This is a genomic window from Arthrobacter sp. MMS18-M83 (assembly GCF_026683955.1).
Taxonomy (GTDB): domain Bacteria; phylum Actinomycetota; class Actinomycetes; order Actinomycetales; family Micrococcaceae; genus Arthrobacter.
Map to the genome: position 1 here is coordinate 2,443,597 of NZ_CP113343.1, position 12,275 is coordinate 2,455,871.

Below are 12,275 nucleotides of genomic sequence, written 5' to 3' on the forward strand. Positions count from 1 at the left end.
GCCGGGCTTCGTCGACGAATCGCTAGATCAACGCGTCGGACAGGTGGTTCGGCGTGCCGAAGCGGTGCGCAGTGATGCTGACGGCCTGTTCGTGCAGGAACGGCAGCATCTCAATGCGTCCGGCCGGGGTCACCGTGCCGTGGTAGATCGCGACGTCGGGACGTCCTCCGGTCGCGGCGCTCAGCGCACTGCTGTCCCCGCCTATAAGGCGGATGCGGCCACCTTCGATGCCTGCCGCGAAAGCCAGCCATTCGGCGTCGTTCTGGATCCGGGTGCTGACGCCCAGTCCAGCAAAGGCTGCAACAACGGATTCGGGAAGCTCGACGGCGGAGGACACTGTGAGTGCCGAACCCGCCACTGCCCCGGCTGCTACGACGCGAAGCAGGTCCACGAGCTTCGCACCCTCGGACAAGCGGACGGTCACGGGGAAGGCCCGGTACCGGAAGACGTTGCGCTCCGCGCTCAGTCCGGAGACGTCCTTGCCGGTGCCGAACTCCGTGGCCCATGCCGCCGCGTCACTGAAGAGCGCCTTCTGCAGGGCCTCTGCTTCGCTCGCTTCAACAAGCGGCCCAGCGGACTTGGCCGCGGCCAGGATCGACGCCGCCGCGCCCGTGAGCGTGGCACCGCGCTTGGCGCCAGGCTCGGCAGGGAGCCAATTGCCCAGGCCCACCAGGTAGTTGGGTCCACCGGCCTTGGTACCCGCGCCCACGGCCGACTTCTTCCAGCCGCCGAACGGCTGCCGCTGGACGATAGCGCCAGTGATGCCGCGGTTTACGTACAGGTTGCCGGCCTGGATGGTGTCCAGCCAGGCACCCATTTCATCGGAATCGAGCGAGTGCAGCCCAGCGGTGAGGCCGTATTCGATCTCATTCTGGATGGCGATGGCTTCTTCCAGGGTGGCCGCGGTCATGACGCCGAGGACCGGGCCGAAGAACTCGGTCAAGTGGAAGTACGAGCCGCGCTTGACGCCGAACCGGATGCCCGGGGACCACAGGCGGCCCGTCTCGTCCAGCTTCTCCGGCTTCACGGCCCAGGTCTCGCCGTCGCCGAGGGTGGTCAGCGCGTTGAGGAGCTTGCCGTTGGCCGGCTCGATAATCGGCCCCATCTGGGTAGTGGCTTGCTCCGGGTAGCCCACTTTGAGCGAGCGGGCGGCGTCCACGAGCTGGTTGTGGAAGCGCTCGGACGTCGCAACGGAACCCACCAGGATCACCAGGGAAGCCGCGGAGCACTTCTGTCCGGCGTGTCCGAATGCCGAGTAGACGACGTCCTTGGCGGCGAGATCGAGGTCCGCGTGCGGAGTAACGATGATGGCGTTCTTGCCAGAGGTCTCCGCGAGCAGCGGGAGGTCCTGCCGGAAGGAGCGGAAGAGCTCAGCGGTCTCGTAGCCACCCGTGAGGATCACGCGGTCAACGCTGGGGTGGGAGACCAGCTGCGTGCCGAGCTCGCGTTCTTCGAGCTGCACAAGCGCCAGCACTTCGCGCGGCACACCGGCCTCCCATAGCGCGTCCACCATGACGGAACCGGAGCGGCGGGCCTGCTTTGCCGGTTTGATCACGACGGCGGATCCCGCCGCGAGTGCCGCCAGCGTGGAGCCTGCGGGAATCGCAACCGGGAAGTTCCACGGCGGGGTCACGACGGTGAGGTTCGCTGGGACGAAAGTGGCGCCGTCGACCGTTTCCAGGTCCTTGGCACGCTCGGCGTAGTAGTGCGCGAAGTCGATTGCTTCGCTGACTTCGGGGTCGCCCTGCTCGATTGTCTTGCCAGTCTCGGAAGCCATGACCTCAAGAAGCTCGGCGCGGCGGGTTTCCAGGATGTCGCCGGCCCGGTGCAGGATGGCTGCGCGCTCGGCGGCCGGCATGGCGCCCCAGGCCTTGCCGTGCTCCACGCCGGTGGCAATGATGCGGTCCAGTTCCTGGGCGTCCCTGACCTTGCTGGTTTCGACAATCGCGTTGCCGGCGGTGGAGCCCGGGATGCGCTTCAGGATGTCGCGGCCCCACGCTCGGTTCGCGGGCAATGCGGGATCCGTGTCCGGGGTATTGGCGAAACCCTCTGCCGGGGTGGAGGCCGCGGGCTTGTTGCGGTCCTGAGTGCGGTTGGGCGCCGGAACGGCGTCGTCCAGCTCCGCGAGAGAGGCGAGGAAACGCTGCTTCTCCCGTTCGAACAGCGCTTCGTTCTCGCTGAGTTCGAACACCGCGGACATGAAGTTGTCCTGGCTGGCGCCTTCTTCGAGGCGGCGGATCAGGTAGGCGATGGCGACGTCGAACTCGCCCGGGTGCACCACCGGGGTGTACAGCAAGAGGCTGCCGACGTCTTTGCGGACGGCCGTGGCCTGGCCTGTGGCCATGCCGAGGAGCATCTCGAACTCAATCGCTCCTTGCCCCTGCGCGGCGATGCCGCGCTCTTTGGCCAGGAGCCAGGCGAACGCCACGTCGAAGAGGTTGTGGCCGGCGACGCCGATGCGCACCGCATCGATGTGTTCGGGGGTGAGGGCGTAGTTGAGTACGCGCTTGTAGTTAGTGTCCGAATCCTGCTTGGTGCCCCACGTGGCGAGCGGCCAGCCCTGGATGGAAGCCTGGACCTGTTCCATGGGCAGGTTGGCGCCCTTGACCACGCGCACCTTGATGGGAGCGCCACCGTTGGCGCGGCGCGCCGCTGCCCACTCCTGCAATTCCTGCATGGCCGAGAGCGCGTCCGGGAGGTAGGCCTGCAGCACAATGCCGGCCTCGAGGTTCTTGAATTCCGGCTCGTCCAGGATCCGTGTGAACACGGCCATAGTCAGGCTCAGGTCCTTGTATTCCTCCATGTCCAGGTTGATGAACTTGGACTTGGGGAAGGACGCTGCCAGGCGGTAGAGCGGTGTGAGCTTTTCCACCACGTGGTCCACTGCCTCGTCGAAGGCCCAGAGCGAGTGCGGGGCCACCGTGGAGGATTCCTTGATGGAGACGTAGTCGACGTCGTCACGCGCCAGGAGCTTGAGGGTTCCCTCAAGCCTGCGGCTGGCTTCGCGTTCGCCCAGGACGGCCTCGCCCAGCAGATTCACGTTCAGGTGGACGCCGTTCTGCTTGATCTTGGCGATGGCCGGACCGAGCTTGGCGTCCGTGGCGTCCACGATCAGGTGGCCCACCATCTCGCGCAGGACCTTGCGGGCGATCGGGATGACCACCTGCGGGAGGACCGGTGCCATGACACCGCCGGTGCGCACAGCGGCGCGCATGTACCAGGGCAGGAATGCAGGGACCTTCGGGGCCAGCTTGGCCAGGTTTCGGCCTGCGACGGACAGATCCTCGGGGCGGATGACGCCGTCGACGAATCCCACCGTGAAGTCCAGGCCATTCGGGTCCTTCAGGACGCCGGCGAGGCGCTGCGCGGAAACGTCAACGGGTACCTTCGAGGCTTCGGTGAGCCAGTGCCGAACCAGTTGAATGGCTTCGTGGGCCAGTTCCTGGAGGTGTCCGGATTCCGCGGTGGGCTGCGTCCGGGTTGGTGTGCTCATGCGCTTCGTTCCTTTGGTGCGGAGAGGGCTTTGTCTCCATCAGTATGGATCTACAATCAGATTAGGAAAAGCGATCTTTTCTGAACAATATTCGTTAGATTTCTCGACCCGTCTGGAGAGCCGAATGCTGGATGTCCGCAGGCTGCGCTTGCTGCACGAATTGAAGATCCGCGGAACGCTCGCAGAGGTGGCTGACGCGATGAAGTACAGCCCGTCGTCGGTGTCCCAACAGCTGACCTTGCTGGAGAAGGAAGCCGGCGTGAAGCTGCTGAGAAAGTCTGGGCGACGCGTGCAGCTCACCCCGCAGGCCGAGATCCTCGTGGAGCATACGGCTGCCTTGCTGGCAACGCTGGAGCGGGCAGAAACGGACCTGGCGGCTTCACTTTCCACGGTCACGGGCACGGTCCGGCTGGCCGTATTTCAAACAGCGGCGCTGGCCCTCATGCCGGACTTCCTCACCATCATGAAGGGCGAGTACCCGGAAGTGCGCGTGGAGATGATCCAGCGCGAACCCGAGACAGCGCTCTACGAAACCTGGGCCCGCGATTTCGACATTGTGGTGGCCGAGCAATACCCCGGACACGCCGCCCCGCACCACCCCGGACTGGACCGGGCCACCCTGACCAGCGACGCCATCAGGCTGGCCACTCCCCCGCTGGGACTGGGCGGCGAATCGATTTCCTCACTAGCGGACACGGCGGCATTGCCTTGGGTCATGGAACCGCGCGGCGCGGCATCGAGGCACTGGGCGGAGCAGGCGTGCCGCTCGGCCGGATTCGAACCCGACGTCCGCTACGAAACTGCCGACCTCCAAGCCCAGATTCGGCTTATCGAGTCCGGCAACGCGGTGGCCCTCATGCCGGACCTGGTGTGGACGGGCCGGACCACGCCAGTGCAACTGCTGGATCTCCCAGGACTGCCAAAACGGACAGTTTTCACGTCGACCCGCACCGCCGGCCGGATCCACCCTGCGATTCTGGCATGCCGCGAAGTGCTGGAGCGGGTGGCCGCGGAACGGGCGTAGGACGCAAAAAGGCCCCGGTCCAAAGACCGGGGCCAAAACGCGGAGAATGGGGGATTTGAACCCCCGAGGGCGTTAACCCAACACGCGTTCCAGGCGTGCGCCATAGGCCGCTAGGCGAATTCTCCATGCTTCTGAATCAAAAGCAGACTCCACTGTACCCGAGATTTTCGGCATCGCCCAATCGACACTTGCAGGGCTCAGGCCGGGGCGTTCGCGCCCTTAAACGCAAAAATGGACGCCCCCAATGCGTCCATTCCTCCGGCACTCCGTTGAGCTGCTGGGTCCAGCCCCTGAAACCAGGCCCTGCGGCTCACAATCTTGAGATTGCCCCAATCGGTGTACATACCAATAGTCCGCTCCGTTTCCCGGTTTGGCAATGGAGATCAAGAACCGTCCCTTGACCTGTTTTCGGCAGACCACTGGGAAGATGGTGGCATGAGCCAACTGCATGCCCTTGTTGTCTACGTCCCGGTATCGCACAGTGAGAGCTTGCTGGCCGCGATCGGCGATGCCGGGGCCGGCAGAATCGGCGACTATTCGCACTGCTCCTTCACCACTCCGGGCACCGGACGCTTCACTCCATTGCCCGGAGCGCAGCCGTTCATCGGGGCGGTGGGGCAAGGTGAAACTGTGCCGGAAATCCGGGTGGAGTGCGTGGTTGAAGCAGAGGTGCTCGACGCCGTGGTGCAGGCGTTGCGTTCAGCCCACCCCTATGAGGAGCCGGCCTTTATGACCTGGGCGGTGAACGGCTGGCGCTAGTCCACTGGACATGCCCTCCGTTGCGCTTCAACACTGGACATAATCCCACTATGTCCACTCCTTGGCTCTCACAGGGGACATGTCCAATGGAACGAGGGGACACAAAGGGGACATGTCCACTCCTTGGCTCTCACAGGGGACATGTCCAATGGAACGAGGGCGCATGTCCGCGGAATTCGGAGGGCTCGATAACTTCGGGTAAGCTTGTCGACGGCCCCTCATGTGGCGTCATCCTGTTGAACTCCCCCAGGACCGGAAGGTAGCAAGGGTAGATGGGCTCTGGCGGGTGCATGAGGGGTCTCTTGTTAAATGTCAGTCCCTATAGGTAGGTTTCCCCTGTGACTGTTACTACTGCTCTTTACCGCAGATATCGTCCGGATTCGTTCGCGGACGTTATCGGGCAGGAACACGTCACGGAGCCGCTCATGACGGCCCTGCGCAAAAACCGCGTCAACCACGCCTACCTCTTCTCCGGTCCCCGCGGCTGCGGAAAAACCACGTCCGCCCGCATCCTGGCCCGCTGCCTCAACTGCGCCGAAGGCCCCACGGACACACCTTGCGGGAAGTGCAACAGCTGCATCGAACTGGCGCGCGGCGGCTCCGGATCCCTTGATGTCATCGAGATCGACGCCGCCAGTCACGGTGGCGTGGATGATGCCCGTGATCTCCGCGAGCGCGCCACCTTCGCCCCGGTCCGGGACCGTTACAAGATCTTCATTATTGACGAAGCCCACATGGTCACCTCCGCGGGTTTCAATGCGCTGCTGAAGATCGTTGAAGAGCCGCCGGAACACATCAAGTTCATCTTCGCCACCACGGAGCCGGACAAAGTCATTGGCACCATCCGCTCCCGCACACACCACTACCCTTTCCGGCTGGTGCCGCCCGAGCCGCTCATGAAGTACCTTGAGGTCCTCTGCGAGCAGGAGAACGTCGCCGTTGCTCCCGGAGTGCTCTCCCTCGTTATCCGTGCTGGCGGCGGCTCCGTGCGCGACTCCCTTTCCGTGCTCGATCAGCTCATGGCCGGCGCAGGACCCAACGGCCTGGACTATGAACTCGCCGTCGCGCTGCTTGGGTACACGCACGCTTCGCTGCTTGACGACGTCGTAGAGGCAATCGCCGCGTCCGATTCCGCCACCGTCTTCCGCGCGGTGGACCGCGTCATCCAAACTGGGCACGATCCCCGCCGCTTCGTCGAGGACTTGCTGGAGCGATTCCGCGATCTCATCATCGTCCAGGCCATGCCGGAGAGCGCCCAAGCCATCCTCCGCGGCATGCCCGCGGACCAGATTGCCCGCATGCGCAGCCAAGCCAACAACCTCGGTGCGGCGGAACTCTCCCGCGCCGCCGACGTCACCAATACCGCGCTCACCGAAATGACCGGCGCAACATCCCCCCGGCTACATCTCGAACTGCTCTGCGCAAGGATCCTGCTGCCCAGTTCCGAGCAGACCGAACGCGGTATCGCTGCCCGTATCGATCGCGTCGAACGCCGTCTCAATTACGGCGGGGCGCTTCCCCCAGCGGAAGCCGAAGGTTCGCCTGCCGTCGCGGCGGTTCCCTCCGTAGCCGCAGCCCCGCCTGCCCGCCCTGCGGAGCGACCAGGGGAACGCCCGACGGCGGCGGCCAGTACCACTTCCACCCCACCAGGGTCCGGGGTACCGGCGGTCGCTGAGGCTCCGGTTTCCGACACCCCGGCCGTTTCCGGGGCCCGACCGGTTCCTGAAACCCAACCCGTTGCTGAAACCCAGCCTGTTTCTGAAACCCCGTCGAGGGAGCAGCTCACGCCGCCACGCGTGTCCACCAATGACTGGCTCGTGGACGAGGCCAGGCAACCGGCCAGCCGTCCCGCGGCCGAATCCGCCACGCATACGCCCGTACCTGCCGCGAGCCGTACCGAGCAGCCCGTTGCCGAAGCACCCGCGCCAAGCCAAGCACCCGCAGTTCCATCACCACTCGATCAGGAACGCCCCCAACCTGCAGCGGCAGTAGCGCCAACCCAGGCACCAGCGTCAGCGCCCGCGCAGGCCCCTCGTCCCGCTACCGGTGGTGCCGACGTCGAGGTCATCCGTCGCGCTTGGCCCGAGATCCTCCAGACGCTGACCAAGATCAAGCGCAGCAGCTGGGCGTTAGTCGGAGCCAACGCCCAGGTGGCACACTTCGACGGTCAACTTCTGACTCTGGCATTCAGCACTGGCGGCCTTGCGAGCGCTTTCAGCCGGGCGGACCACGCCGAAAACCTTCGGCAAGCCATCCACAAAACAATCGGCATTGACTGCCAAATCACCTCCGTCGTCGGCGGCAACAGCTCAGGTAGCTCTGAGCCAGACCCAAAAGCACCGGCTGACCCGGCGCCTCCCGTAATCGGAGGCGCCTCTCCAACAGCGTCGTCCACCGTGGACAGCGCATGGGGACTTGCCCCTGCAACGCAAAGCGTCGCTGCTGCCCCTGAAGCGGGCAATGTTGACGCGTCACAGGTCCGAGCACCCGCACCAGCAGTGCAGGCACGAACGGCACCGGCAACCTCCGGACAGGCTCCGTCGGGATTGGCTCCTTCAACCATTGGCGAAGCGTCCGAACAGGTTCAGGGCTCACTACCGGCTCAGGCACCAGACCCAGCTCCGGCCAACCAACCCGTTTCCGCCGAACAGGGGTCGGCTCCAGCGGCAGCCCTTGCGTCGCCCACAGCGGAAGCCATTGTGTCCCCGGAGGTGCCCGCCCGGGTTTCGGCCACCGCGGCACTCGCGACCCCAAGCGCCGGCTCGGGTATGGACTACTCGTATTCGGACGACGATTGGGGTCCCCCGCGGGACGAGGACGCTCCCCCGCTCGACGAAGAACCGCCGATGGATTGGGTGCCATCGGCACCCCCGGGTCTCGACGCTATGCCCGCCGCGGGGACGGCCGCGCCGCATGCCGCTACTCCGCAGGTCGCCGTGTCTCCAGCCGATGCTTCAGGGCTGAACGGTTCGGCCGCGGGCACCCTTGCGGCAACAAGCAAGCGCTCACCCCAAGCCACTCCGGTAAAGAAGAAGCTCGAGGCCCCGGAAGATCCTTGGTCCAAGGCTGTCGAGCACGCGCCCGGTTCGTGGGTGGTCAGCAGCGAATCCAACGTTGGTGCCGGTGTGTCAGGCAACTCAGCCGTGCCCTCCGGGCAGACCCCTCCATCAGGCGCAGCAACCGCAAGTCCCGTCTATGAACCCGCGGCCGCACAGATTCCAAGCCAGCCGCAGGCTTCGGCACAGGCACCGGCACCGGCTTCCGCGCCAGCAGCCGAATGGTCAGCGACCACGGCCGAATGGTCAACATCGGTTTGGTCAGCACCCTCGCCCACCCCCTCGAGCACGGGCGCACCGCCAGTGGTTTCGTCACCAACAGGAACGTCACCAACAGGAACGTCACCAGCAGGAACGTCACCAACAGGTTCGTCGCCAACAGCCGCAACGCCCGGAGGGGAAACCCGAAGTGCGGCGGTAGGACTCGCACTGTCCACGGCCCAGGCTCCAGGGACTGCCCAAACGCCAGTATCCGCGCCTTCAGGAACCGGGAAGCAAAGCCTCTACCAACGGCTTTCGAACAGTCCCGAAGCCATGGCCGGGCGCGAGAAGGCCCCGGCACGGGCTGCAGCCGGTTCCGGCGTCGTGGTGGAGGATATCCCGAGTGCCGACGACGAGACGATCGAAGAGTCGGGAGTCTTTGGGCGTGCCGCCGTCGAGCGTATTCTGGGCGGGAAGCTACTGGAAGAAAGGTCGCTGGACGGCGCTCCCTTGATGCGCCGCTAGCGACCGGAAACAACATCTTGCATGGATTGCACGGTATTCCCTGTGGAACCCCATGGAACCACCGTTGCGAACCCTCCGGCACCTCAGCAAGGTGCCGCCAAACCGCGACGCCCGCACAACAACAATGGGCGCGCATAGAACGAACGAGGACATTGTGTACGAAGGCGCAGTTCAAGAGCTGATCGACGAGCTCGGCCGGCTCCCTGGCGTCGGGCCAAAATCGGCGCAGCGTCTTGCCTTCCACATCCTTGAGGCCGATCCCGAGGACATGAAGCGACTCGTCGCGGCCATCACCACGGTCAAGGAACGGGTGAAGTTCTGCACGGTCTGCGGCAACGTCACCGAACAGGAGCTTTGCAACATCTGCCGCGATCCGCGCCGCGACCCGTCTGTGATCTGCGTGGTCGAAGAATCCAAGGATGTCCTGGCTGTGGAACGCACGCGGTCGTTCCGCGGCCGCTATCACGTGCTGGGCGGCGCCATCAACCCGATCGCCGGCATCGGGCCCGAGCAGCTCCGCATCCGCGAACTCCTCACCAGGCTCAACGATGGCGCCATCCAGGAAATCATCATCGCGACCGACCCCAACCTTGAAGGCGAAGCGACAGCCACCTACCTGGCCCGCATGTTGAAGTCGATCGGCATCATCGTCACCAGGCTCGCTTCTGGCCTACCGGTGGGCGGAGATCTGGAGTACGCGGACGAAGTTACCCTCGGAAGGGCCTTCGAGGGCCGCCGCAACGCTCTCATGTGACATCGCGTTTCATGTAACCGACGCGCCCTCGCTCGGTTAACGCACGCCCCGCGCCCTTGCACGCCGCGGGACCAGTCCAAATCCGCCTAAGCGATCCGAGTGCCTCGGGCCAGCCGGTTTGCAGGCGTCCGTAACGCTCGCCACCCGAGCCACATCAGCAACCCTGCCAGAACCAGCTGCATGCTCAGCCCGAGGGGCCACACTGGTGTGGTTTGTTGCAGGTACTGGTACTGGTTCTGCAATTGCTGCTTCTGCGGCTGGTACATGCCATCGACGCAGGGGGAAAACGGCAGCCTGGGGCCGGCCAGTGCTTGCCGTGTGCCTTGGCTGATGCCCTCGAGCATTCCGGCGCCAAACATGGAAGTCGTGTTGCCCCGCTCAGGGTAAGGAATGGCGTCCGCCACCACCACGAACGGGTTGATGGCCAGCACCAGCGCCACGCGTTCGCTATGGAACACTGTTTGCTGCACCGGCCTGCAAGGGATTGACTGCGGAGCCCCGGAACCAGAGGGCGGGATGTACGCCATGGACGGACCAGGTTCATCCACCGTGACGGATTCCTGTGTCAACTGCATACCCAACCCAAAAGCGATCAAGGACAGGACCACCAAGCCGGCAACCGTCAGATAGCTCACGACAATCGAAAAGAGCGGCCGGGCCGCGAGCGCGGAAATCCCCACGCCTATGCCACAGACAATCGCAATCTCCACTCCCAACATAAGCAGCGAGACCAGGATATGACCGGGAGACAGCCCGCCCTGGACCACGCCGAAGACCAGGAACGGTGTGCTGGTCACCAGGAAGGCGAGCGCCGCCAGCCACGCCGCCAAGAACTTGCCCCAAAGTATCTGTCCGGGCGTAAGCAGTGTCACCTGCAGGATGGCCAGTGTGCCGCCAGCGCGGTCCCCATTGACGGCGTTTGCAGACAATGCCGGTGCCACCAACAACGCAAAGAGCAGCACAAAAACCAGGACCGCTTCAAAGATCGCGGATCCCGGCCCGTTTTGCACCGACGCCCCGGACCCAGGCATCGAACTCTGGACGCGCGCGCTGGCGTTCCAGGCGGCCCACGTCAGCCACGTCACTACCGCGATGACCACGAACCAGATGCCCAACATGATGTACCAGCCGCGGGAACGCAGCCGTTGTTTCATCTCAAGGACCACGACGTCGCGGATCCCGCCAAGATAGCCGACGACGGCGTTCCCGCCGCCCGTAGTTCCGTGCGGGCCCGCTGGACCCGGCACGGTTTCAGTCACGTTGCTCATCGTCGCTCCGTTTCCAGGTTCATGTAGGTCGCTTCAAGGGCGCCTGCGGCCGGGGCGAAAGAAACTACCCCGATGCCGGCCGCGACCAGGTCCCGGAGGAGTGCGGCAGCGCCGTCGTCGTGCGTCAACAGCAAGGTGACCGACGGACGGAGGCCTGCCTCCACGCGATATTCGAGGCCTAGTTCGCTGAGCTTTTCCGCGAGAACCTGGTTGTCGAGGGCGGTGATCGCGTAGCGGCGGCCTTGCCGCGCGGCCTCGTCGAGGGTCTGCTGCTTCACAGTGCGTCCTTGGTTGACGAACACCGCACCGTCCGCGATTTCGTCCAGCTCACTGAGGATGTGGGAGGAAACCACCACGGCTTTCCCGGCCCCCGCCAGGCGGCGCAGCAGGATCCGAAGCTCCACCCGGGATCCTGGATCAAGGCCTGAAGCTGGCTCGTCGAGCAAGAGCACGGAGGGCTCGTGGATGAGGGCTCGGGCCAAGCTAAGCCGCTGTTGTTGACCTCGGGAGAGCACCCGCGCGGGCTGACCGGCAAGTGCCTCCAAGCGGACGAGTTCGAGCAGCTCGTCCACACGCTGGCCGATGCTGGCTTGGGGCATGCGGTAGAAGCGGGCCATCTGGACCAGGATTTCCCTCGCGGTCAAGGATTCCCACACGCCCAGGGAGTCCGGCATCCAGCCGATCCGAAGCCGCACGGCCGCGCTGTCCCGGAGTGGATCCAGGCCGTCAATTCGGATGGTCCCGGAGTCGGGCCGGAGAAGCGAGGCCAGCATCAGCAGGAGCGTCGTCTTGCCGGCCCCGTTGGGACCGATGAGAGCCGTGACTTTCCCTGCTGGCGCATGGAAATCGATGTGCTCCACTGCATGGACCGTCCCAAAGCGGCGTGATACGCCTACCGCGGATACGCCGAGGGCGGCACTACCCGGGGCGTTTGAACTTTCAGCTATGGACATGCTCTACTCACCTGTTTCCCCCAAACAGAACAAGTACGCTTCAATTCCTGCGAGCCCACGTGCCCTCAGGCTGCGTATTTCTTGATCGTACGCCACGCTAAAACGGCTGGACATCCAACCCAAGGCCGAGATTTGGTCACAATTCCCCCGCCCGCGGCGCCCGGCGATAAACTGGCCAAATAAAGCTACGTAGCCGTGCCGTTATCAGGCCAAGCAACGTATGATCCCCAATTGATGCAGTG

The 12,275-nt window shown here is 64.7% G+C and carries 7 protein-coding genes, 1 tRNA gene and 1 other RNA gene; 5 read left to right on the forward strand and 4 right to left on the reverse strand.

Annotation, left to right across the window (positions count from 1 at the left end; translation table 11 throughout):
- Positions 1-22: 22 nt before the first annotated feature.
- Complete coding sequence (locus OW521_RS11465) at positions 23-3,493, reverse strand: bifunctional proline dehydrogenase/L-glutamate gamma-semialdehyde dehydrogenase (RefSeq protein WP_268025517.1); 3,471 nt, start codon at positions 3,491-3,493, stop codon at positions 23-25.
- A 124-nt stretch (positions 3,494-3,617) separates the two neighbouring features.
- Here OW521_RS11465 and OW521_RS11470 point away from each other — a divergent pair, with 124 nt between their 5' ends.
- Entirely contained in the window at positions 3,618-4,517 is a 900-nt protein-coding gene (locus OW521_RS11470) for a LysR substrate-binding domain-containing protein (protein WP_268025519.1), read from the forward strand.
- A 40-nt stretch (positions 4,518-4,557) separates the two neighbouring features.
- On the opposite strand, the gene OW521_RS11475 is transcribed toward OW521_RS11470, so the two are convergent.
- Positions 4,558-4,642, reverse strand: a tRNA-Ser gene (locus OW521_RS11475).
- Positions 4,643-4,952: 310 nt separating this feature from the next.
- Between OW521_RS11475 and OW521_RS11480 the strand changes: the two genes are divergently transcribed.
- From OW521_RS11480 to recR, 4 genes are all read left to right on the forward strand, one after another.
- Complete coding sequence (locus OW521_RS11480; RefSeq protein WP_268025521.1) at positions 4,953-5,276, forward strand: hypothetical protein; 324 nt, start codon at positions 4,953-4,955, stop codon at positions 5,274-5,276.
- A gap of 209 nt (positions 5,277-5,485) precedes the next feature.
- Positions 5,486-5,582, forward strand: an RNA gene (gene ffs, locus OW521_RS11485) — signal recognition particle sRNA small type.
- 32 nt (positions 5,583-5,614) lie between these two features.
- Complete coding sequence (locus tag OW521_RS11490) at positions 5,615-9,058, forward strand: DNA polymerase III subunit gamma and tau (RefSeq protein ID WP_268025523.1); 3,444 nt, start codon at positions 5,615-5,617, stop codon at positions 9,056-9,058.
- Between the two features lie 154 nt (positions 9,059-9,212).
- Positions 9,213-9,812, forward strand: coding sequence for a recombination mediator RecR (recR, locus tag OW521_RS11495; RefSeq protein WP_323054781.1), 600 nt, complete (start codon positions 9,213-9,215; stop codon positions 9,810-9,812).
- An 86-nt stretch (positions 9,813-9,898) separates the two neighbouring features.
- On the opposite strand, the gene OW521_RS11500 is transcribed toward recR, so the two are convergent.
- Entirely contained in the window at positions 9,899-11,080 is a 1,182-nt protein-coding gene (locus OW521_RS11500) for an ABC transporter permease (RefSeq protein WP_268025525.1), read from the reverse strand.
- Positions 11,077-12,033 (reverse strand): ABC transporter ATP-binding protein, encoded by a 957-nt coding sequence (locus OW521_RS11505; RefSeq protein WP_268025527.1) that lies wholly within the window; start codon positions 12,031-12,033, stop codon positions 11,077-11,079. Before OW521_RS11505 ends, OW521_RS11500 begins: the two co-directional genes overlap by 4 nt.
- Between the last annotated feature and the right edge of the window lie 242 nt (positions 12,034-12,275).